The following is a 21,908-nucleotide window of genomic DNA, read 5'->3' on the forward strand; positions in this document are numbered from 1 at the left end:
CACGGAAGCACAATTAATCAGGGCGGGTAATCGCCACCCCCGGGCAACTGCGCCCAGGCCCACAGCCATACGATCCACACCATCTGCAGCAGCAGGAACATTGTCACGACAGTCCCCCGGTATGCCCTCGAGCGGGACAGCAGGACGGCAGCCAATGCCAGCGGGAATAGGGGCAACAGCATCCGGAAGGTGCTGGTCTGCGGGTGCAGGAAAACCACCAGGTAACCCATGTAGCAGGCGCACCACAGGCGCATTTCAAGGCCAAGGCGCACCACCGGCGGAAGGAACAGCATGGCGCCGAACAGCGCCACGAAAACAAACGGGGCCAGTACGCCCAGCACCGGGCCGAAAAGGTCGACGCCGGTATCGAACCAGGGCGTGAACGGCACCAGGTCATGCCCGCGCCACACCGTCTCCGTCTTGGTATACGCCTCGATGTCGCCCGTTGCAGCCCACGCTGCCGCCGGCCAAGCCAGGGCGGACAGGCCGGCGACACCGGTCAGGGCCCCCAGGCGGACCAGTTCACCGGCCAAGTGCCCGGCGGAATTCGGTGTAGTCGCTTGTCCCTGCCTGAACCGGGACACCAGCCGGGCGACGAAGAGGATCCCCAGCATCGCGGCGAAGGGTACCCCCACCGGGCGTGACAGGCACATCAGCACCACCACGGGCAACGCCCACAGGTACTGCCGGCGGACCACCAGCAGTAGCGCCGCCGCCAGCAGCAGCAGCGTGAGCGGCTCCGCATAGGGCACCTGCAGGACGGCCGACACCGGGAACGTGGCGAAGAACGCCACCCCCCACAACGCCGGAGCGTGGGGCGCTTTGTGCCGGAACAGCACGTAAACCACAAGGGCGGCCGCCCAGCCGGACAGCATGGCGATGATGGTCAGCGAGGCTGCGGGGTTCATCCCGGTCAGGCCGCTGAGGCCGCGGGCCAGCGCCGGGAAAAGCGGGTAGAACGCCCAGGCATTCTCCTGCACGTTGCCCAGGGCATCCGTGGGCAGTTGCTTGGGGTAGCCGTTGGCAATGACTTCGCCGTACCACCGGGCATCCCAGATATTGATGAAATTCCAATAGTCAGGTTTGGCCGGGAACCATGGGTTGGCGCCTTGATGCAGGGCTGCAGCCATGAAGATGCAGGCGCTGACGAGCCGGGCAGCCACGTAGATAAGGGACACCTGCGCCCACCAAGGCCAGCGCCGGACCACTTCGCCCGCCCTGGCGGCCGCAGCCTGCGCAGAACCAAGGTTCGCGCGGCGGCTGTCCACGGTGCTCACTGGACGTCCGCAGCGGATGGCGCGATCCCGCCGTCGGACGTCTTTCCGGGCTCGACGGCGGACACCCCGCCTTTGCTGTCCCCTCGCCCGGCGTTGGCCTCCAGGGCGTGGAGGCGTGACCGCAGCTCGTCGGACTCCTGCCGGGCCGCAGCGAGCTGGTCCCGCAGCTCGTCGAGGACCTGGTCCACCTGGTCCATGCGGTAGCCCCGGAGGCCGAGCGCGAAACGCACCCGGTCCACATCGCGGGGCGCGGCGTCGGCCGGGAGCAGCACGGGCGGAAGGTTTGCCGGCGGCTGCTCAAAACCGCCGTCCAGCAGCGCGGGCAACGCCTGCCGGCCGGTCTTCCGCGAGCGCAGCCCGACGCCGGTCCACAGCACTGCCCCAACCAGCACGATGGCAAGGAAAACGAGAAAGAAGCTCACCGTCCCATCGTGCCAGAACCGTGCCGGGCAGGATGCGTGCTACTCCGGGCGCTGCTCGCCGTTCAGGGGCGGGATGGGGCCACCGTGGAGCACGCGCTCAACGGCTTCGGCGGGGCTGTCCACCACCTGGATCAGGTCGAGGTCCTTCTCCGAGACCATGCCCTCGGCCACCAGGGTTCCCCTGATCCAGTCGATCATGGGGCCCCAGAACTCGACGCCGAGCAGGACGATGGGGAATGACGTCACCTTTCGTGTCTGCACCAGCACCATGGCTTCGAAGAGTTCATCGAGGGTGCCCAGGCCGCCGGGCAGGACGATGAATCCCTGGGCGTACTTGACGAACATGGTCTTGCGGGCAAAGAAGTAGCGGAAGTTGATGCCGAGGTCCACCCACTGGTTCAGGCCCTGTTCGAACGGCAGTTCAATGCCGAGGCCCACAGAGACTCCGTTGCCTTCCACGGTGCCCCGGTTGGCCGCTTCCATGGAGCCGGGGCCGCCGCCGGTGATCACCGCAACGCCGGCTTCGGCCAGCTTGCGCCCCACTTCAACGCCCATTTCGTAGTAGACGCTGCCCGGCTTCGTGCGTGCCGAACCGAAGACGCTGACCGCCTTGCCGATGTCCGCCAGGGCGCCAAAACCCTCAACGAATTCGCTCTGGATCCGCAACACGCGCCACGGATCGGTATGGACAAACTGGCCGGGGCCCTTGGTATCGAGCAGATGCTGGTCCGACATTTCCACCGCCGCCTGCTTTCGGCGGAGTTCAAGGGGGCCTTTGCGGCGCGGTTGGATGTTCTTGGCCGGATCTGCACTGATGCTCATTCCCCAAGGCTAACGCGACTCCCGGCGCAGCCACGGCAGGTATCTCTTGAATCACGATGTGCAGGAACATGCCGTGATTCGCGTCATAACCCGCCGTTCTTCGCTAGATTCTTCCTATGACTACTCATGTGCCCGGCGATGCCCTCGTCTCCCTGAACGCCGTTAATAAGCATTACGGCCAGCTGCACGTTTTGAAGGACATCAACCTGCAGGTCCGCAAGGGCGAGGTTGTCGTGGTCATCGGGCCTTCTGGCTCCGGTAAGTCCACCCTCTGCCGCGCCATCAACCGCCTTGAGACCATCGAGGACGGCACCATCAGCATTGACGGTAAGGTCCTCCCCGAAGAAGGGAAGGCTCTCGCCCAGTTGCGCGCCGACGTCGGAATGGTGTTCCAGTCCTTCAACCTCTTCGCGCACAAGACCATCCTCGAAAACGTCACCCTCGGCCCCATCAAAGTCAAGGGCGTCGCTAAGGCTGCTGCTGACAAGGACGCCATGGCCCTGCTCGAGCGCGTGGGCGTCGGACACCAGGCTCCGAAGCTTCCCGCCCAGCTCTCCGGCGGCCAGCAGCAGCGCGTGGCCATCGCCCGCGCCCTCGCTATGAAGCCGAAGGTCATGCTTTTCGACGAGCCCACCTCCGCGCTCGACCCCGAAATGATCAACGAGGTCCTGGACGTCATGGTCCAGCTCGCCAAGGAAGGCATGACCATGATCGTGGTCACCCATGAGATGGGCTTCGCCCGCAAAGCCGCGGACCGCGTCGTCTTCATGGCCGATGGCCAGATCGTCGAGGACGCCACGCCCGAGGAGTTCTTCACGAACCCCAAGAGCGACCGCGCCAAGGACTTCCTCTCCAAGCTCCTCACCCACTGATTCCCCTTCGAACAAACACTCCAAGTTCGCACCCAGGCCGTGATCCGCGGCCATCAATGAAAGGAATGTCATGAAGGCATTTTTGACCCGGCGGAAATCATTTGTTGTGGCGGCCACCGCCGCCCTTGCCCTGTCCCTGAGCGCCTGCGGCGGAGGCGACGCCGGCGGCGGAAGCAACCCCGCTCCCGTGGAAAAGCCGACGTTCGCTGCCGGCACCACCATGGAAAAGATCTCCTCAGCCGGCACCATCAAGATCGGCACCAAGTTCGACCAGCCGCTCTTCGGCCAGGTGGGCCTGGACGGCAAACCTGTCGGTTTCGACGTTGAAATCGGCAAGCTGATCGCCGCCAAGCTGGGCATCGCTGCAGACAAGATCGAATGGTCCGAGACCGTCTCCGCCAACCGCGAACCCTTCATCGAACAGGGCAAGGTTGACCTGGTTATCGCCACGTACACCATCAACGACAAGCGCAAGCAGGTTGTCAGCTTCGCCGGACCGTACTACGAAGCCGGCCAGGCCCTGATGGTGAACAAGGACAACGACTCCATCAAGAAGCCTGAAGACGTCAAGGGCAAGAAGGTCTGCTCCGTGACCGGCTCTACCCCGGCCGCCACCATCGTGGACAAGTACGGCGCGGAACTGGTTCCCGCTGCCACCTACTCCGCCTGCCTGGAGCCGCTCCGCAACAAGCAGGTTGAAGCAGTCACCACGGACAACGTGATCCTCGCCGGCTTCGTTGACAAGGAACCGGACGCCTTCAAGCTCGCCTCGGACGAAACCTTCACCAAGGAGCCCTACGGCATCGGCCTGAAGAAGGACGACACCGAGTTCCGCAACTGGATCAACGACCAGCTTGAGTCCTTCGACAAGGACGGCGACTACAAGAAGGCCTGGGAGGCCACCGCCGGATCAGTCATCAAGACTGCCCCGAGCCTGCCCGCGATCAACCGCTACTAGGTCGACCGGCTGCTGCCGGGGCGGGGTTCTTCCGGCCCCGGCAGCAGGCCGCCTTCACTTCCGTCCACGCAAAGAGCCGAAGGATCCTATGGACGTCATTCTTGAAAACCTCCCCCTGTATTGGGAAGGTTTTCTCCGCACACTCTTCCTGTCCGCCGTCTCCGGGGTCATCGCACTGGTACTCGGTACCCTGCTCGCCGCCGCGAGGGTATCCCCCGTGGCTGCCCTGCGCGGTTTCAGCACGGTCTACGTGGAAGTTCTCCGCAACACCCCCCTGACCATTGCCTTCTTCTTCGCAGCTATTGTGCTGCCCCGCCTTGGCGTCAAATTCGAGCAGTTCGAAATCGCCGCAATCATCGCCCTGAGCACCTACACCGCAGCGTTCATCGCCGAAGCTGTCCGTTCCGGTGTGAACAGTGTCCCCGTGGGCCAGGCCGAGGCCGCCCGCAGCATCGGGATGGCGTTCGGCCAGGTGCTCTCCCTCATCATCCTGCCGCAGGCGCTGAGGACGGTGATCCCGCCGCTGATCAACATCCTGATCGCCCTGGTGAAGAACTCGTCCGTGGCCGGCGCGTTCTTCGTCCTTGAGCTCTTCGGCTACGGCCGGCAGCTGGCCAACGCCAACGGCGATGCCGTCATCACCGTGCTGCTCGGCACGGCATTCTTCTATCTGCTCCTCACCGTTCCGCTGGGCATTCTTGCCAGCACGGTGGAACGAAAGGTGGCGATTGCCCGATGAGCTCCGTTCTCTACGACGTTCCCGGCCCCAAGGCCCGGCGCATTTCCCTGATCGCTTCCATCGCGGGCGCCGTGCTGATCCTGGGCCTGCTGGCCTGGATCATCATGATCCTTGCCCAACAGGGAATTTTCGAAGGCCGCCGCTGGCAGATCTTCACCCGGGCCGATGTGTGGAGGCTCCTGGGCAATGGCCTGGGCGCAACCCTCAGCGCCGCGGCCCTTGCCGCCGTCATCGCGTTCCCGCTGGGGCTCGCACTGTGCCTCCTGCGTATTGCAGACTCGCCCATTATCCGGATTCCGGTCCGGGTGGTCCTGGAATTCCTGCGCGGCATGCCTGTGGTCCTGATGATGCTGTTCGTCCTCCTGGGCTTCGGCACCTCACCGTTCATTGCCGTCGTCACGGGCCTGGTGCTCTACAACGCGGCCGTGTTTGCGGAGATCATCCGGGCAGGCATCCAGTCGCTGCCCAAAGGCCAGCGGGAGGCCGGGCTTGCCATCGGCCTGACCAGCTACAGGTCCCGGATGCTCATCGAACTGCCGCAGGCCATCCGCCGCATGATGCCGTCACTCGTGGCACAGATGGTGGTGCTCCTGAAGGACACCTCCCTCGGCTACATCGTGGCCTACGGTGAGCTGCTGCGCGCCGTGCAGGTTATGGCGGACTTCCTGGGCAACCAGTTCCTGTTCCCCGTCTTCTTCGTCGCCGCGGCGATGTACATCGCCATCAACATCCTCGTCTCACGGCTCGCCGTGTGGATCGAGCGCCGGGGGTCGAAGAAGGCCGCCGGCGGCACAGCAAAGGCTGAGCCGGCAGCGGTGGAAGCCGGGGCCCCCTAGTCCCGCGAGTTGCCTTTCAACAGTTATGGCCCGGATCTGATAATCCGGGCCATAACTGTTTAAGCGCCGCGCTGCCTGGGCGGCAGCTTGCGGTCAGTCCTGAAGCCAGTCCCGCAACGCCCGGAGGCATTGACGGATGGCATCGGCATGGACGTGTTCATTGTCCTTGTGGGCCAGCAGCGGATCACCGGGCCCGAAGTTTACGGCGGGAATCCCACGCTCGCTGAACCGCGCGACGTCGGTCCATCCGTATTTCGGCTTCGGCTCGGCTCCCACGGCAGCCACGAAGGAGGCTGCAGCGGGGTGATTCAGGCCCGGCCGGGCACCGGCGGCGGCGTCGGTACGGACCACCTCGAAGCCCTCAAGCAGGTTCCGGACAACGGCCTCGGCCTCATCCGGCGATTTGTCCGGCGCAAAGCGGTAGTTGATCTCCACCACGCAGCGGTCCGGAATGACGTTGCCGGCCGTTCCGCCGTTGATCTTCACCGCGTTCAGGCTCTCGCGGTAGTCGAGGCCGTCAACGTTGACGGTCTGTGGTTCGTAGGCGGCCAGCCGGGCAAGGATCGGGGCCGCCGCGTGGATGGCATTGCTGCCCATCCACGCCCGGGCCGAGTGGGCAGCCTCCCCGACGGTGGTGGCCTCGAAACGGCTGGTGCCGTTGCAGCCGCCTTCCACGGTCCCGTGGGTCGGTTCCAGCAGTATGGCGAAGTCGCCGTCCAGCAGGTGGCCGTGGTTACGGACCAGGCGACCCAGCCCGCTCTTGACGGCCTCGACTTCCTCATGGTCGTAAAAGACGAACGTGACATCGCGCCGTGGCTGGGCGCCGTCGTCGAACATGGTGGCAGCGAGCGCCAGCTGGACAGCGACCCCGCCCTTCATGTCCGTGGCACCGCGTCCGTACAGCACGCCCTCCCCCGGCACACCGGATTCCCAGGTTGACGGCACGGTTCCCTTCGACCCCTCCGTCAACGGCAACGGAACGGTATCGAGGTGCCCGGCGAGGATGACGCGCTCGGCCTTCCCCAGCTCCGTGCGGGCGATGATGGAATCGCCGTCCCGAACAACCGTCAGCTGGGGAATGTCCGCCAGGGCCGTTTCCACGGCGTCGGCAAGTTCCTTCTCGTTGCCCGACACGCTGTTAATGTCCATCACGGCTGCGGTCAGCAGCGCGACGTCCTGTCGGAGGTCCAGCGCGGATACGGATGTGCGGGGGGTGGGTTCGGCAGTCACGAAGCCAGTCTAGTTCGAACCCTGGGGCCACCCCTCGATAGACTGGACCACATGACTGAGACCGCTTCCTCCGCCGTGCCCGAAACCCTGAACGACACCACTGACAGCCGCTCCGCCCACGGCTTTGGCCTTGCCACAATCGCTCGCGCCAGCGGCGATGGTTCGGCTGAGGCAACTGTCCTGGACGTCTGGTTCCCGGCACCGTCGCTGGGTGTTGCCGCAGAAAACCTCCGCTCCGTGGAACACGCCGATCCGACGCTGACCCAGATTGCGGACAACGGTGCCGACGAGGACCGAGGCACCGAGCAAAAGGTGGTCTTCACCCAGATCAACCTCGACGAGGCACCGGCGGACACAGCCGACGCCTACCTCCGCCTTCACCTGCTTTCGCACCGCCTGGTCCGGCCCAACACCATCAACCTGGACGGAATCTTCGCCAAGCTCCCCAACGTGGTGTGGACCAACTTCGGCCCCGCCGCCGTCGAAGGCTTTGAACTCACGCGCGCCCGCCTCCGCCGCCGTGGCGCCGTCACCGTCTACGGCGTGGACAAGTTCCCGCGCATGGTGGACTACGTGGTGCCCGCCGGTGTCCGGATCGCCGACGCCGACCGCGTCCGCCTCGGTGCCCACCTGGCCGCCGGTACCACTGTCATGCACGAAGGCTTTGTTAACTTCAACGCCGGAACCCTGGGCACCTCCATGGTTGAGGGCCGCATCTCCGCGGGTGTGGTCACCGGAGACGGCAGCGACGTTGGCGGTGGTGCTTCGATCATGGGCACCCTCTCGGGTGGCGGCAAGGAAAAGATCACCATCGGCGAGCGGGTGCTGCTCGGAGCCAACTCCGGCGTCGGCATCAGCATCGGCGACGACTCGGTCGTTGAAGCCGGACTGTACGTAACGGCCGGTACCCGTGTCCGCGTTCCCGGACCCATGGACGAGGTGGGCGAAGACACCACGAAGATCGTCAAGGCCGCCGACCTTTCCGGTGTGCCAAACCTTCTCTTCCGCCGCAATTCCACCACCGGCGCCGTGGAGGTCCTCCCCCGCCAGGGCCAGACGGTGGAACTGAACGACGCGCTCCACGCCAACTGATTCCACGGTGGCACGCAGACGCGGCCTCCGCCGACTCGCTGTCCTGCTGCTCGTCCTGGTCCTGGTAGCCGGCGGCATCTACTCTGCAGTCTTTTTTGTGCAGCGCTCCGAAACCCTTGTTTCTGAGCGCTGCACGGCTGTGGTGGGCGACAGGAGGGCCGAACTGGCTCCGGACCAGGCCGTCTACGCATCGTTGATCACCGCCGTCGCAGTGCAGCGAGGCTTGCCTCCCCGGGCCGCCAGCATTGCGTTGGCCACTTCCATGCAGGAATCGAAGCTGCGGAACATCGGCCACGGCGACCAGGCCGGACCCGACTCGCGCGGACTGTTCCAGCAGAGGCCGTCACAGGGGTGGGGAACCGAAGCCCAGGTCATGGATCCCTACTACGCCGTCAACGCGTTCTACGACGCCCTGGTGAAGGTGCCGGGCTACGAAACGCTCGAGATTACGGACGCGGCCCAGCGGGTGCAGCGCTCCGCCTTCCCCACCGCCTATGCCGAACACGAGGACATGGGCCGCTCCTTCGCGTCCGGGCTGTCCGGGCAGACTCCTGAGGCTGTGCAGTGCACGCTTCGTTCAGCGGGCGATGCAGGTGACACGGGCGCGGTCCTGGCCGAACTCGGCCGTGCTTACGGAAGCCTGCCGGCAACGGACGAAGGGCAGGTCCTTGTGGTGGAGGCCAGCGGTACCGCGGCGTGGTCGATCGCCCAATGGGCCGTAGCCAATGCCAAGGGCCTTGACGTTATCCGGGTGGACGTCGCAGGCAGGAGCTGGGACCGCGACGACCGTGCCGGCTGGCAGGAGTCGGACGCGGCCGAAGGCCAGGTTCGCATTACCGTGTCCCGGGCCTCCTCCGGCGCCTGAGCCCCGGCTGCGGATCAGACGAGGATTTCCACCACCGGCTGCACGTAACTGCGGAACAGCTCCGGCTCGCCCATCAGCTGCTGGCTCATGATGATTTTGTCCGGCTCCAGGTACCACGCACGGTGTTCGTTGAGCGGCAACTCGATGATGGACAGCTTGAAATCCCGCGAGTCGCGGCCCACCTCCATGAGCCTGTCATCCACCATGTCGGTGAGCAGGTGATCAGCGCCGTTGGCCTCCCGTTCCGCTTCCAGCTCTGCGTATTCGCTCCGCCGTTCCCTGGCCCAGGTCAGGGCGGAACCAAAGTGTGCCTGCAGGACCCGTTGGAGGGCCGGAGAGTTGCCGAATGCCTCGAAGTCCGGCGGCGAGAGGTCCGGAGAGGTGTGCGGGTAGGCCTTGAGCAGTTGTTCCCACCAGGCTTCCCACTCCGTTTTCAGGGCACCCAGCCCGCCGACATCGGCTGTGAGGTGGCTGTGGTCGGCAGGGCGGACCTTGGGCTTGGCGTGCGAGAGCGCAGGGTGTCCGGCTCCGTTCAGTCCTGCGGTATCGCGGAGAAAGAGAGCAATCATCATGGGCCCCGAGGTGTCCGTGGTGATCTGCCACCTGGAACCGCTTGCCTGCTGCATCCGAAGTCCTTCCTGGAGTACTCCCCTGCCCGGGCCGCCTGCATCATCCGCCGGCAGCCCCGGTTCCCAGTCTATTCCCGGTTCCACCCCACGTTAGTGTCTGTCAGCGCCCCAGTCCGTCAAGATGGCGTTCCAGCACGCCGGTGCACATTTCCGCGGTCATCCAGGCGGGCTGCAGCAGAGCGTGCATGCCCAGGCCGTCAAGGGTGGCCAGCAGCCGCTCGGCCTCAATCACCAGGTTCTCCTGCGGCGCGTCTGCGGGCATCAGTCCGGCTACCACGCGGCCGGCGATGGCTGCGACCTGCCGGTGGCTGCGGTCCGCCTCGGGCGCCAGGAAGGGTTTGATCCGGGCGGCGCTCCTGAAGGCCATCAGGGCACAGATCTCCACGGCCCGCTCTTCGTCCAGCGGCAGCATCCCGCCCAGCAGTGTTAATACCGCTTCGCGGTGGGCTGCACTGCCGGGAAGTGCAGCATCCGTTGCGGGGAGCATGGCCTGGAGCCGCCCCACCACCCGGTCCACAACGCTGGCAAAGGAGAACGCGAGAAGCTCGTCGCTGCCTGCGAAGTAGTGGCGGACGGACCCGACGGCGAGTCCTGCCTCGTCTGCCACTTCCCGCAGTGACGCCCGTTCCAGTCCGTCCACGGCAATAATGCGCAGGACGGCGTCAACTACATCCCGGCGCCGGACGTCCGGGTCAACAATTTTGGGCACTCCTATTATTTAGCACACTTGTGCCCCAAACGCGGGAACCAGCCATCCCTGCCCGGCATCCGGAACCTGGCGGCAGGCAAGGGCTGCGTTGGATAGTGTTGAGGCATGAAAATTCTGGTTACCGGGGGCACCGGCTACATCGGTTCCCACACTGTCCTTTCGCTGCAGGAAGCCGGCCACGACGTGGTCGTCATCGACAACCTGGTCAATTCCAGCGAAGAGTCCCTGCGGCGCGTTGCCGAGCTCAGCGGAAAGGAAGCGGAGTTCCATAACGTGGACCTGGTGGATGAAGCCGCGGTGGAGCAGGTGTTCGCCGGCGCCGGCATCGACGCCGTCATCCACTTTGCCGGCCTTAAGGCCGTGGGTGAGTCCGTCCGGGAACCGCTGAAGTACTACTACAACAACCTGGTGGGCACGCTGAACCTGATCCGCGTCATGGACCGCCATGACGTCCGGTCCTTCGTGTTCAGCTCGTCGGCCACCGTCTACGGCGAGCACAACCCCATCCCCTACGTGGAAAAGATGGAGATCGGCGCGAACAACCCCTACGGCCGCACCAAGGAACAGATCGAGGACATCCTCTCGGACCTGGGCGATGCCGACCCGCGCTGGCACATCGCACTGCTGCGCTACTTCAACCCGGTGGGCGCCCACCCGTCCGGCAGGATCGGCGAGGACCCGCAGGGCATCCCGAACAACCTCGTACCGTTCATCGCCCAGGTGGCCGTGGGCCGCCGCGAGAAGCTGATGGTCTTCGGCGGCGACTATGACACACCGGACGGCACATGCCTCCGCGACTACATCCACGTGGAGGACCTCGCCGAAGGGCATGTCGCGGCGCTGAACTACGTGGCCGGCCGTGCGGGCGTGTTCCGCTGGAACCTCGGCTCCGGGAGGGGCTCCTCCGTACTTGAGGTCCTCCGCTCCTTCGAAAAGGCCGTGGGCGAGCCCATCCCCTACGAAATCACGGAGCGCCGCGCGGGCGACCTCCCGGCCTTCTGGGCTGACGCCGCCTCCGCACTGGCGGACCTGGGCTGGTCCACCACCAAGACCGTGGACCAGATGTGCGAGGACCACTGGCGCTGGCAGAAGAACAACCCGCAGGGCTACGCGTCCTGACGCCTTTCAACCACCGGTACGACGACGGCGGCCGCCCACCTTTGGAAGGTGGGCGGCCGCCGTCGTAATTACTGTGTGCGGGCGAAAAATTACCGGACCGGGTAGTCGCGCTCCGGTTCGCCGATGTACAGCTGGCGCGGACGGCCGATCTTGGTGTTCGGGTCGCTGATCATTTCACGCCACTGGGCGATCCAGCCGGGGAGGCGGCCGATGGCGAACAGCACGGTGAACATCTTTTCGGGGAAGCCCATGGCCTTGTAAATCAGGCCGGTGTAGAAGTCCACGTTCGGGTAGAGCTTGCGCTGGATGAAGTAGTCATCGTTCAGCGCCTTCTCTTCGAGGCGGAGGGCGATGTCCAGCAGTTCGTCGTTGCCGCCGAGCTTGGTGAGGATCTCGTGGGCCGTGGCCTTGACGATCTTGGCGCGCGGATCGTAGTTCTTGTAAACGCGGTGTCCGAAGCCCATGAGCCGGACGCCGTCTTCCTTGTTCTTGACCTTCTCCATGTAATCCTCGGGCTTGAGGCCCTCGGCCTGGATCTGGCGCAGCATCTTGAGCACAGCCTCGTTGGCGCCGCCGTGGGCGGGGCCGAACAGGGCGTTGATGCCGGCAGAGACGGAAGCAAACAGGTTGGCGTTGGACGAGCCCACCAGGCGCACCGTTGACGTGGAGCAGTTCTGCTCGTGGTCCGCGTGCAGGATGAGGAGCAGGTCCAGTGCCTTGGCGACTACCGGGTCCACCTCGTACTGCTCGGCCGGAAGCCCGAAGCTCAGGCGGAGGAAGTTCTCCACCAGGTTGTGGGAGTTGTCCGGGTACAGCATGGGCTGGCCGATGGACTTCTTGTGCGCGTACGCAGCGATGACCGGCAGCTTGGCCATAAGGCGGATGGTGGAAACCTCCACCTGCTCGGCGTTGAACGGGTCCAGCGAGTCCTGGTAGAACGTGGACAGCGCGGACACGGCCGAGGACAGCACCGGCATGGGGTGCGCATCGCGGGGGAAGCCGCCGAAGAAGCCCTTCAGCTCCTCGTGGAGCAGGGTGTGGCGACGGATCTTCTGGTCGAACTCGTCCAGTTCCGTGGGAGTGGGCAGGTTGCCGTAGATCAGCAGGTAGGACACCTCGAGGAAGCTGGAGTGCTGCGCCAGCTGCTCGATGGGGTACCCGCGGTAGCGCAGGATGCCCGCATCGCCATCGATGTAGGTGATCGCGGACGTGGTTGCCGCGGTGTTCATGAAGCCGGGGTCAAAGGTGACTGCGCCCGTCTGCTTCAGGAGCTTGGAAACGTCGTAACCTTCGTTTCCTTCAATAACCTGGATGCGCGGCAGCTTGAGCTCTCCGCCTGCGTGAAGCAGGGTGGCCGCGTTGTTGGTCTCAGTCATGGAGTCCCCTTCATGAGGCTTCTCGGCCTCTGTCGAAAGCTTGATCCAACATCAGGTGAGCCGCGCACTTGAGCCTGAGAAGACAGGATCCAACACCCGGACTGCCTTCTTGTAGAAAGCCACCATTGATAGTCACTTAAAAACTACCGCCAGTTGGGCACGTGTCACTAATCCGGGTCGGCGCAAATGCCCCTAAAATGCGGACAGTGTGTTGCGAGTCACATGTTTTTTACGGGATCATGCATGTGATCAGGACAACCGCTCCACAGCAGCGCCGATCCGTTCGTCGGAGCCTGTCAGGGCGACGCGGACGAACCCGTTGCCCGCTTCGCCGTAGAACACGCCGGGCCCCACCACGATGCCGTGGTCGGCAAGGCGTGCAACGGTGTCCCAGGTGCTCTCCCCTGCTGAGCTCCAGAGGTACAGGCCGGCGTCGGAATCCTTGATCTCGAGGCCGAACCCGCTAAGGGCGGGTACCAGCTGCTCCCGGCGCCCGCGGTAAAGGTCCTTCTGGGCCTCCACGTGCGCATCGTCGCCGAGCGCCACCCGCATGGCTTCCTGGACCGGGAACGGCACGATCATTCCGGCATGCTTGCGGCTGTTGACCAGGTTGGGCATCAGCGCCGGGTCACCGGCAACGAACGCCGCCCGGTAGCCGGCCACGTTCGACTGCTTGCTCAGCGAATACACCGCCAGCAGGCCTTCGTGGGATCCGCCGGCCACGCGCGGATCCAGGATGCTGGGGACCGGCTGGCCGCCGCGCTGGACGTCCCAATCCCCCCAGCCGAGTTCTGCGTAGCATTCGTCAGAGGCAACCACGGCGCCGAGCTCCCGCGCCTGGACCACCAGTGCCTTCAGCGACTCCACGTCCCGCACGCTGCCGGTGGGATTTCCCGGGGAGTTGACCCAGATGAGGCGCACACGGGCGCGGACGGCGTCGTCGAGCTCGTCCCAATTGTCCGTGGCCACGGAGGTGACGCCGGCGAACGTGGCGCCGATATCGTACGTTGGGTATGCCACCTTGGGACGTACGACGACGTCTCCCGGCTTCAGGCCCAGCAGCAGCGGGAGCCACGCAACAAGTTCCTTCGAACCCACCGTGGGCATGATGTTGCGCGGGTCCAGGCCGGCTACCCCGCGGCGGCGCTCGAACCAGCCTGCAATGGCTTCGCGGAGCGCGGGGGTTCCGTGCACCGTGGGATAGCCCGGGGCGTTGGCTGCAGCTTTCAGCGCGTCCTGGATGATGGCCGGGGTGGGGTCCACCGGCGTTCCGATGGACAGGTTGACTGCCCCGCCCGGGTGTTCGGAAGCCTTCGCCAGGTACGGCGCCATGGCCTCCCACGGGTAGTCGGGCAGGTCCAGGCCGAAAGTGCGCACTGCAGCGGTCACCTTTACGTCGGTATCAGTGGTCTTGGTTCTGCGGGGGCAGCGCGGCGATCATCGGGTGGTCCTTGCCCGTGTTGCCGATCTTCGCGGCGCCGCCCGGCGAGCCGAGGTCGTCGAAGAACTCGACGTTTGCCTTGTAGTAGTCAGCCCACTCGTCCGGGGTGTCATCCTCGTAGTAAATGGCTTCCACAGGGCACACCGGCTCGCATGCGCCGCAGTCGACGCATTCGTCCGGATGGATGTACAGCGAACGCTCGCCCTCATAGATGCAGTCGACCGGGCATTCCTCGATGCATGCCTTGTCCTTGACATCTACACACGGCTGCGCGATTACGTACGTCACGTCCCTGGCCTCTCCACGTTGGTTCCGGCATCCCGCCGGCTCTTTCGCCCGGCGCGGCCGGACTATTGACATCTGAGCCTATTATCTCCCACGCTGTTCCCGCGAACCTAGCCGGGCCTCCTAGTATGAAGTGGTGACGCTGCCCACCCCCGCTCCCGCCGGTTTCCTGTCAGCTGCTGCCCCCGGAATCCGCGTCGTCGTGCGGTACCGGATCGAGGGAGGCTTCACGGACGCCCTGGGCCACCTTGTCTCGTGCGACGGCGGTGCGTGCACCGTGCGGACGCGGCAGGCCGACGTCGTGATCCCGCTCGCCGCCGTGGTGGCGGCCAAAGAGGTCCCGCCGGCTCCGGAGCGGCGCCGGCCGCGGGCTTAACCCGCAGGCCTGCTTAAACGCAGAATGCCGCCGGCATGGGAGCCGGCGGCATTCTGTATGTTGCGGGGTGTTACGACTTGGCGCGTGCCCGGGCGGCCTTGGCGCGCTCGTTGGTGTCCAGGATGACCTTGCGGATGCGGATGGCGTCCGGGGTCACCTCAACGCACTCGTCTTCGCGGGCGAATTCGAGGGACTCTTCGAGGGTCAGGTCGCGCGGGGGCGTCAGGTTCTCGAAGGTGTCGGAGGAAGCAGCACGCATGTTGGTGAGCTTCTTTTCCTTGGTGATGTTGACGTCCATGTCGTCGGCACGCGAGTTCTCGCCGACGATCATGCCCTCGTACACCTCGGAGGTGGGCTTCACGAAGAAGGAGCCACGTTCCTGCAGGTTGATCATGGCGAACGGGGTCACAACACCGGCGCGGTCGGCAACCATGGAACCGTTGGTGCGGTACTCGATGGGGCCGGCCCACGGCTCGTAGCCTTCGGAGATGGACGCTGCGATGCCGGCGCCACGGGTGTCCGTGAGGAACTTGGTGCGGAAACCGATCAGGCCACGGGCCGGAACGATGAATTCCATCCGGCACCAGCCGGTGCCGTGGTTCGCCATGTTGGTCATGCGGCCCTTGCGGGCAGCCATAAGCTGCGTGACGGCGCCCAGGTACTCTTCGGGGACGTCGATGGTCATGTGCTCCATCGGCTCGTGGATCTTGCCGTCGATGGTCTTGGTGACTACCTGCGGCTTGCCCACGGTCAGCTCGAAGCCTTCACGGCGCATCTGCTCGACGAGGATGGCCAGCGCGAGCTCGCCACGGCCCTGGACTTCCCAGGCGTCGGGACGCTCGGTGGGCAGAACCTTGATGGAGACGTTACCGATCAGTTCCTTGTCCAGACGGTCCTTCACCTGGCGTGCGGTGACCTTGGCGCCCTTGACCTTGCCGGCCAGCGGCGAGGTGTTGATACCGATGGTCATGGAGATCGCGGGATCGTCCACGGTGATCAGCGGCAGCGGCTGCGGGTTCTCGGCGTCGGTCAGGGTCTCACCGATGGTGATGTCCTCGATACCGGCGACGGCGACGATCTCGCCGGGGCCTGCGGACTCGGCCGGAACACGGTCCAGGGCCTTGGTGGCCAGCAGTTCGGTGATCTTGACGTTCTTGAGTTCACCATTGGCGCGTGCCCAGGCAACGGTCTGGCCCTTGCGCAGGGTGCCGTTGTAAATGCGGAGCAGCGCGAGGCGGCCAAGGAACGGGGAGGCGTCAAGGTTGGTGACGTGTGCCTGGAGGACGCCCTCAGGGTTGTACGTGGGAGCGGGGATGTGCTCGATGATGGTCTTGAACAGCGGCTCAAGGTCCTCGTTGTCCGGGGCGGCGCCATCGGCGGGCTGGTCCAGGGAGGCGCGGCCAACCTTGGCGGCAGCGTAAACAACGGGGACCTCGAGGATCTTGTCCAGGTCAAGGTCCGGAACTTCGTCCGCGAGGTCAGAGGCAAGGCCCAGCAGGAGGTCCATGGACTCGTGGACGACTTCCTCGATGCGGGCGTCGGGCCGGTCAGTCTTGTTGACCAGCAGGATCACCGGCAGGTGCGCGGCGAGTGCCTTGCGGAGGACGAAGCGGGTCTGCGGCAGCGGACCTTCGGACGCGTCAACGAGGAGGACGACGCCGTCGACCATGGACAGGCCGCGCTCCACCTCGCCACCAAAGTCGGCGTGGCCGGGGGTGTCGATGACGTTGATGGTGATGGTTTCACCGTTGGACGACGGTCCGTTGTAGGCCACCGTGGTGTTCTTGGCCAGGATGGTGATGCCCTTTTCGCGCTCCAGGTCACCGGAGTCCATCACGCGGTCTTCGAGGTGGTTGTGCTCGGCAAAGGAGTTGGTCTGCTTGAGCATGGCGTCAACCAGCGTGGTCTTGCCGTGGTCAACGTGGGCCACAATCGCGACGTTGCGGAGGTCACTGCGCGAGGCAGTGGCTACCGCGGTGTTGGTGGTGGTTTCAGACATGCGTAAAGACTCGATTCCGTGGTCAGCTGTAGTCATCGCGACATTTCCAACCGAAACGCACGACAGATCAGGCCCATAACACAGGGCTCCTTCAACAAGTCTAACCGCAGTGGCAAGTGATGGCCTAAAACCGGTCCGGAACCGGCAGGTATCCGGCCCTGCGACGTTCCCCCGCGGGACGGAAATTGAGAGCAGTCACACTCACTGGATAAATACGGATTTATGCCCCATTATTGCTGTTGATGAGCAGCGAATACCACGAAAAACCAGCATGCGCCCCGCATCCGCTTTAACGCGGATCGCGGTATTTGCTATTGCCGCCGGCATCGTCCTGGCGGCTCCGGGCCAACCGGCACAACTTCCGGCGTCGGATGCCCCGGCAGCCTCGGCCGGCCCGGACCAGGTTCCGCCTTCCCTGCTCAGGGCCGCTGCGACGGACCCCGCGGATGCGCCCCGATACACGCCGGGCGCAGACCTGTCCGAGGTCCTCTCCCGCCCCGCCATGCGCCCAGGGGAGGTCTTCCGGAACCCGGTCTTTGGCCGGAACGAAGTAGTGGTGCCGAACGTACGGAACACCGCTGTCCTGATCGGTGACTCCCAGTCGGTTCCGGACGACAGCTGGCCCCGCCGCGCCTTGATGTCCCTTGGCTACAACGTCCACTTCTGCGGTTATGGCGGTACAGGCTTCACGGCAGCCAACGGCAAGGTGGGCAACTACATTGACGCCCTGGAGCGGGGCGACTGGATGCTCCCGGTGGGAACTCCAGGACTGGTGGTGATTGAAGGCGGCGGCAACGATGCTGCCCGCGGCGCCTCGGATGCCCAGATCACCGCCAACGCCAACCGCCTTGTCCAGGCCATGAAAGCCCGCTACCCCACGACCAGGATGGTCGTGGTGGGCACCCTGGCGAAGGGCGCCAACAACGGTGGCGGCCGCCGGAGCCAAGTGGACAACCTGCTCTCCACCATCGCAGCCAAGCAGGGCATCACCTTTGTCAGCGCGGGAGACTGGCTGACCAAGTACAACCTCACGCAGCACCTGGCGGACCCCGTCCACATGGACAGCGAAGGCCGGAAGGCGCTGGGGACGGTGCTGGAACGCCGCCTCCGGGAACTGGGAATTCCGGACATCACGGCCACTGCCGCGGCCACCACACAGGCCGGAGCCGGCAGCAAGAAGGGCTGAGGCCCCGCTCCTTTCAGAGTGGCGCCCCAGCCCTTCAGCTGCACGGGGACGGATTGCGGCTTTATGCCACTTCCGGCGGCAGCATCAGCTTCGCACCCGGGATAGCGTTCAAGAGTGCCCTGGTGTACTCCTGCTGCGGCGCTTCGAAGACTTCGTCGGTGGTTCCGGTTTCCACGAGGCGGCCCTTCTCCATGACGCAGACATGGTCCGCAATTTGCCGGACGACTGCCAGGTCGTGGGTGATGAAGAGGTAGGTCAGGCCCAGGTTCGACTGCAGGTCAGCCAGCAGGTTCAGGACCTGCGCCTGGACCAGGACGTCCAGTGCGGACACCGCCTCGTCACAGATGATGACCTCGGGGTCCAGTGCGAGGGCGCGGGCAATGGCGACGCGCTGACGCTGGCCTCCGGAGAGCTCATTCGGGTACCGCTGCATGGCCGACTGGGGCAGCGCCACCTGGTCCAGCAGTTCCCGCACCTTTTTCTCGCGGCTGGCCGCATCACCGATCTTGTGGACCCGCAACGGCTCCTCGATGGTGCGGTAGATGTTGTACATCGGGTCCAGGGACCCGTATGGGTCCTGGAAGATCGGCTGCACCCGCCGGCGGAACTTGAACAGGTCCCCGGCCTTCAGCAGTGATGTATCCACGCCGTCAAAGAGGATCTTGCCGTCGGTAGGCTTCTCAAGCTGGAGCACCATCTTGGCCACCGTGGATTTACCCGAACCGGACTCCCCCACGATCGCGGTCGTTGTTCCCCGTTTGACGTCGAAGCTCACGCCGTCCACAGCCGCGAAGTCCGTGGCTTTACCCAGGCCCTGGCGGAGCTTGTATACCTTCCGCAGGTCCTGGATCTGCAGGACGTTGTCCGCCACGGACGTTTCCGCTGCAGGAGCCAGCATGTCTGCCGTCTCCACACCCTGTTCCTTGGCTGCCTGGATGCGCCGGCTGGCAAGGGATGGCGCCGACTCAACCAGGCGCTTGGTGTAGGGGTGCTGCGGATTGCGCAGCAGCTCCAATGACGGTCCTGCTTCCACGACGCGTCCCTGGTACATGACCACCACTTTGTTGGCACGTTCTGCTGCAAGGCCCAGGTCGTGGGTGATCAGCAGCACCGAGGTGCCAAGTTCCGTGGTCATGGTGTCCAGGTGGTCCAGGATCTGCCGCTGGACCGTCACGTCCAGCGCGGACGTGGGCTCATCGGCAATCAGCAGGCGCGGCTGGCATGAAAGGCCAATGGCAATCAGTGCACGCTGGCGCATACCGCCGGAGAACTCATGCGGATACTGGTTCGCGCGGCGTTTGGCATCGGGCAGGCCGGCTTCGGACAGCACCTTGGCGATGTCCTCCGGGCCGCTCGGACGGCCATTGGCGCGCAGGGTCTCCCGCACCTGGTAACCGATCTTCCATACCGGGTTGAGGTTGGACATCGGGTCCTGCGGAACCATGCCGATGGTGTTTCCGCGCAGCTCGATCATCCGCTGCTCACTGGCGTGGGAAATGTCCTCGCCGTCAAGCAGGATCTGGCCGCCGGAGACACTGCCGTTGTTCGGCAGGAGTCCAATGGCCGCCAGTGCCGTGGTGGATTTGCCCGAGCCGGACTCCCCCACAATGGCTACCGTCTCACCGGGCATGATGGTCAGGTGTGCGTTGCGCACGGCCTGGACTTCGCCGCTACCGGTCTTGAAGGTGATGGCAAGGTCGCGGATTTCCAGGAGCGGCTTGTTGCCGTTGGCGCGGGCCTCGCCGATGCTGACGTCTGGAGTTGTCATCTCTTTATCTCTCATCGCTGGCGGCTCTTCGGGTCGAGGGCGTCACGGACGGCGTCGCCCAGCATGATGAAGCTCAGCACGGTGATGGACAGGGCTGCAGCGGGGAACAGCAGGATTTCGGGCCGGGTCCGGATGGAAGCCTGGGCACCTGCAATGTCATTGCCCCACGACATGATGCTCTGCGGCAGTCCGATGCCCAGGAAGGACAGCGTGGCTTCCGCCACGATGAACACGCCCAGTTCCAGCGTTGCCAGCACGATGATCGGTGCCAGGGCGTTGGGCAGGACGTGCCGGACCAGCGCCTTGAACTTTGACACGCCGAGTGCCTGCGCCGCGGTGACGAAGTCTGCGTTGCGCACTTCTATGACGGCGCCGCGGGTAATGCGTGCCATCTGCGGCCAGGCCAGGAGCGATATGACGAACACTACTGTCCACACGCTCTTGTTTTCGCGGAACAGCGGCAGCTGGGTGATCACCAGGGCGCCGAGGATCAGCGGCAGCGCGAAGAAGATGTCGCCAAGGCGGGCCAGAACAGCATCGACCCAACCGCCGTAGTAGCCAGCCAATGCGCCGAGGGTTACACCGATCACCAGTACGCAGAGCACCGAAAGGATGCCAACGGACAGTGATGCCTGTGTGCCGTGAATGACGCGCGAGTAGATGTCGCAACCCTGGAACGTAAACCCGAACGGGTGGCCGGCAGTGGGCCCGCCTTCCGAGTTCCCGAGTTCGCAGCCGTCGTTCGGCGGGGTGGACGTGAAGAGGCCGGGGAACAGCGCAATCACGATCAGGGCGAGGATCAGCAGCGACGAGATAATAAACAGCGGACGACGGCGGAGCTTGCGCCACGCGTCTGCCCACAGGCTGAGCGGGGCTTGGTCGGTCTTGACCGCGTCCGTCGCCTGCAGCGGGGTTTCATCGATGGGCGCCACGAAGTGGCTGTTGTTACTGGTCATAGCGAATCCTCGGGTCAAGCCAGGCGTACAGGAGATCAACGAGCAGGTTGGACACCACGAACACCAGCACCAGCACGCTGACGATGGACACGATGGTAGGGCCCTCAGTGCGCAGGACTGCCTGGTACAGCTTGTTGCCGACGCCCGGGACGTTGAAGATGCCTTCAGTAACGATGGCGCCGCCCATCAGACCGCCAAGGTTGGCGCCCAGGTAGGTCACCACGGGGATCAGCGAGTTGCGCAGGATATGTGCCAGGACCACCCGGGGCCGGGACAGGCCCTTGGCGGTGGCGGTCCGGACGTAGTCCGCGTTCATGTTCTCGCTGACCGACGCACGGGTCAGCCGGAGGACGTACGCGAAGGAGACAAGGCCCAGCACGACGGCGGGCAGCAGCAGGCTGCCCCAGTCGGCGTTGGCACCCACGGTGGGTTTCGCCCAGCCGAGTTGTACGCCAAAGACCAGCTGGAACACGAAGCCCAGCACGAAGGTGGGAACTGCGATGACCACCAGGGAAGCCACCAGGACGGTGGAGTCAAACCAGCCGCCGCGGCGGAGGCCGGCGAACACGCCGAACGCCACACCGAAGATGGCCTGGATGGCCAGCGCTTCGACGGCCAGCATCGCCGTTACCGGGAAGACGCGGGCCAGGCTTGCCGCAATGGGCTGCCCGGTGAAGTCGTTGCCGAGGTTGAAAGTGAAGAGGTTCTTCAGGAACAGGCCGTACTGGACAAAGAAGGGTTCATCAAGGTGGTACTGGCTGCGAAGGGTATCGATGACTGCCTGGGGTGGCTGGCGGTCGCCGAACAGTGCCGCGATGGGATCGCCGGGCAAGGCGAACACCATGTAGTACACGAGGAGGGTGGTGCCGATGAAGACAGGGATCACCTGGAGGAGCCGGCGAAGGATAAAGCGGACCACGGTATCACCAGCCTTCCGGGGAGGAAGTGAAC

General features: G+C 64.9%; 22 protein-coding genes. 9 read left to right on the forward strand and 13 right to left on the reverse strand.

What is annotated here, in order from left to right:
* Nucleotides 1–17: 17 nt before the first annotated feature.
* The 3 genes from ACP3TD_RS13715 to ACP3TD_RS13725 are packed head-to-tail and all read right to left on the reverse strand — an operon-like array spanning nt 18 to nt 2,521.
* The gene (locus tag ACP3TD_RS13715) at nt 18–1,277 is read right to left on the reverse strand and encodes a hypothetical protein (RefSeq protein ID WP_426763590.1); all 1,260 of its coding nucleotides are present in this window, start codon (nt 1,275–1,277) and stop codon (nt 18–20) included.
* A complete protein-coding gene (locus ACP3TD_RS13720) occupies nt 1,274–1,699 on the reverse strand; it encodes a DivIVA domain-containing protein (protein ID WP_426763591.1) in 426 nt (141 codons plus the stop codon). The genes ACP3TD_RS13715 and ACP3TD_RS13720 overlap by 4 nt, the downstream gene beginning before the upstream one ends.
* Nucleotides 1,700–1,738: 39 nt before the next feature.
* Entirely contained in the window at nt 1,739–2,521 is a 783-nt protein-coding gene (locus ACP3TD_RS13725; RefSeq protein ID WP_377202807.1) for a TIGR00730 family Rossman fold protein, read from the reverse strand.
* Nucleotides 2,522–2,637: 116 nt separating this feature from the next.
* On the opposite strand from ACP3TD_RS13725, the gene ACP3TD_RS13730 reads away from it, so the two are divergent.
* The 4 genes from ACP3TD_RS13730 to ACP3TD_RS13745 all read left to right on the forward strand — a co-directional run bounded on the left by ACP3TD_RS13730 (nt 2,638) and on the right by ACP3TD_RS13745 (nt 5,926).
* The gene (locus ACP3TD_RS13730) at nt 2,638–3,393 is read left to right on the forward strand and encodes an amino acid ABC transporter ATP-binding protein (protein WP_056074999.1); all 756 of its coding nucleotides are present in this window, start codon (nt 2,638–2,640) and stop codon (nt 3,391–3,393) included.
* 70 nt (nt 3,394–3,463) lie between these two features.
* Nucleotides 3,464–4,351, forward strand: coding sequence for a glutamate ABC transporter substrate-binding protein (locus tag ACP3TD_RS13735; RefSeq protein WP_426763592.1), 888 nt, complete (start codon nt 3,464–3,466; stop codon nt 4,349–4,351).
* 88 nt (nt 4,352–4,439) lie between these two features.
* Nucleotides 4,440–5,090, forward strand: a complete 651-nt coding sequence (locus tag ACP3TD_RS13740; protein WP_426763593.1) for an amino acid ABC transporter permease — start codon at nt 4,440–4,442, stop codon at nt 5,088–5,090.
* Nucleotides 5,087–5,926 (forward strand): amino acid ABC transporter permease, encoded by an 840-nt coding sequence (locus ACP3TD_RS13745; RefSeq protein WP_426763594.1) that lies wholly within the window; start codon nt 5,087–5,089, stop codon nt 5,924–5,926. Before ACP3TD_RS13740 ends, ACP3TD_RS13745 begins: the two co-directional genes overlap by 4 nt.
* 93 nt (nt 5,927–6,019) lie before the next feature.
* Here the strand turns inward: ACP3TD_RS13745 and dapE are convergent, their stop codons facing one another.
* Nucleotides 6,020–7,156, reverse strand: coding sequence for a succinyl-diaminopimelate desuccinylase (gene dapE, locus ACP3TD_RS13750; protein ID WP_426763595.1), 1,137 nt, complete (start codon nt 7,154–7,156; stop codon nt 6,020–6,022).
* Between the two features lie 51 nt (nt 7,157–7,207).
* On the opposite strand from dapE, the gene dapD reads away from it, so the two are divergent.
* The gene (gene dapD / locus ACP3TD_RS13755) at nt 7,208–8,248 is read left to right on the forward strand and encodes a 2,3,4,5-tetrahydropyridine-2,6-dicarboxylate N-succinyltransferase (RefSeq protein ID WP_426763596.1); all 1,041 of its coding nucleotides are present in this window, start codon (nt 7,208–7,210) and stop codon (nt 8,246–8,248) included.
* Between the two features lie 7 nt (nt 8,249–8,255).
* Nucleotides 8,256–9,113: a hypothetical protein gene (locus ACP3TD_RS13760; RefSeq protein ID WP_426763598.1), complete on the forward strand. Its 858-nt coding sequence runs from the start codon at nt 8,256–8,258 to the stop codon at nt 9,111–9,113.
* Nucleotides 9,114–9,127: 14 nt separating this feature from the next.
* Here ACP3TD_RS13760 and ACP3TD_RS13765 read toward each other — a convergent pair whose 3' ends face one another.
* Both ACP3TD_RS13765 and ACP3TD_RS13770 read right to left on the reverse strand, forming a co-directional pair.
* Nucleotides 9,128–9,739, reverse strand: a complete 612-nt coding sequence (locus ACP3TD_RS13765) for a hypothetical protein (protein ID WP_056075023.1) — start codon at nt 9,737–9,739, stop codon at nt 9,128–9,130.
* A gap of 103 nt (nt 9,740–9,842) precedes the next feature.
* A complete protein-coding gene (locus ACP3TD_RS13770) occupies nt 9,843–10,451 on the reverse strand; it encodes a TetR/AcrR family transcriptional regulator (RefSeq protein ID WP_426763600.1) in 609 nt (202 codons plus the stop codon).
* A 105-nt stretch (nt 10,452–10,556) separates the two neighbouring features.
* Here ACP3TD_RS13770 and galE point away from each other — a divergent pair, with 105 nt between their 5' ends.
* The gene (galE, locus tag ACP3TD_RS13775) at nt 10,557–11,570 is read left to right on the forward strand and encodes a UDP-glucose 4-epimerase GalE (protein ID WP_015937706.1); all 1,014 of its coding nucleotides are present in this window, start codon (nt 10,557–10,559) and stop codon (nt 11,568–11,570) included.
* A gap of 89 nt (nt 11,571–11,659) precedes the next feature.
* Here galE and ACP3TD_RS13780 read toward each other — a convergent pair whose 3' ends face one another.
* From ACP3TD_RS13780 to fdxA, 3 genes are all read right to left on the reverse strand, one after another.
* Entirely contained in the window at nt 11,660–12,946 is a 1,287-nt protein-coding gene (locus ACP3TD_RS13780; protein WP_091721691.1) for a citrate synthase, read from the reverse strand.
* A gap of 249 nt (nt 12,947–13,195) precedes the next feature.
* Nucleotides 13,196–14,335, reverse strand: a complete 1,140-nt coding sequence (dapC, locus tag ACP3TD_RS13785) for a succinyldiaminopimelate transaminase (RefSeq protein WP_426763602.1) — start codon at nt 14,333–14,335, stop codon at nt 13,196–13,198.
* Nucleotides 14,336–14,348: 13 nt separating this feature from the next.
* The gene (gene fdxA, locus ACP3TD_RS13790; RefSeq protein WP_009356972.1) at nt 14,349–14,675 is read right to left on the reverse strand and encodes a ferredoxin; all 327 of its coding nucleotides are present in this window, start codon (nt 14,673–14,675) and stop codon (nt 14,349–14,351) included.
* A 133-nt stretch (nt 14,676–14,808) separates the two neighbouring features.
* Here fdxA and ACP3TD_RS13795 point away from each other — a divergent pair, with 133 nt between their 5' ends.
* Nucleotides 14,809–15,048: a hypothetical protein gene (locus tag ACP3TD_RS13795; protein ID WP_426763604.1), complete on the forward strand. Its 240-nt coding sequence runs from the start codon at nt 14,809–14,811 to the stop codon at nt 15,046–15,048.
* Nucleotides 15,049–15,118: 70 nt separating this feature from the next.
* On the opposite strand, the gene typA is transcribed toward ACP3TD_RS13795, so the two are convergent.
* Nucleotides 15,119–17,047 (reverse strand): translational GTPase TypA, encoded by a 1,929-nt coding sequence (gene typA, locus ACP3TD_RS13800; protein WP_426763605.1) that lies wholly within the window; start codon nt 17,045–17,047, stop codon nt 15,119–15,121.
* 271 nt (nt 17,048–17,318) lie between these two features.
* Between typA and ACP3TD_RS13805 the strand changes: the two genes are divergently transcribed.
* Nucleotides 17,319–18,233 (forward strand): SGNH/GDSL hydrolase family protein, encoded by a 915-nt coding sequence (locus ACP3TD_RS13805; protein WP_426763607.1) that lies wholly within the window; start codon nt 17,319–17,321, stop codon nt 18,231–18,233.
* A 61-nt stretch (nt 18,234–18,294) separates the two neighbouring features.
* Here ACP3TD_RS13805 and ACP3TD_RS13810 read toward each other — a convergent pair whose 3' ends face one another.
* From ACP3TD_RS13810 to ACP3TD_RS13820, 3 genes are read right to left on the reverse strand one after another with little or no spacing between them, the layout of a single operon-like run.
* Nucleotides 18,295–20,001, reverse strand: coding sequence for a dipeptide ABC transporter ATP-binding protein (locus ACP3TD_RS13810; RefSeq protein ID WP_426763609.1), 1,707 nt, complete (start codon nt 19,999–20,001; stop codon nt 18,295–18,297).
* Between the two features lie 11 nt (nt 20,002–20,012).
* A complete protein-coding gene (locus tag ACP3TD_RS13815; RefSeq protein ID WP_056075044.1) occupies nt 20,013–20,957 on the reverse strand; it encodes an ABC transporter permease in 945 nt (314 codons plus the stop codon).
* On the reverse strand, nt 20,947–21,876 hold the full coding sequence (locus tag ACP3TD_RS13820) for an ABC transporter permease (RefSeq protein ID WP_045729678.1): 930 nt from the start codon (nt 21,874–21,876) through the stop codon (nt 20,947–20,949). The genes ACP3TD_RS13815 and ACP3TD_RS13820 overlap by 11 nt, the downstream gene beginning before the upstream one ends.
* Nucleotides 21,877–21,908: the final 32 nt, after the last annotated feature.

The organism is Pseudarthrobacter sp. 1G09, assembly GCF_050038305.1.
GTDB classification, from domain to species: domain Bacteria; phylum Actinomycetota; class Actinomycetes; order Actinomycetales; family Micrococcaceae; genus Arthrobacter; species Arthrobacter equi.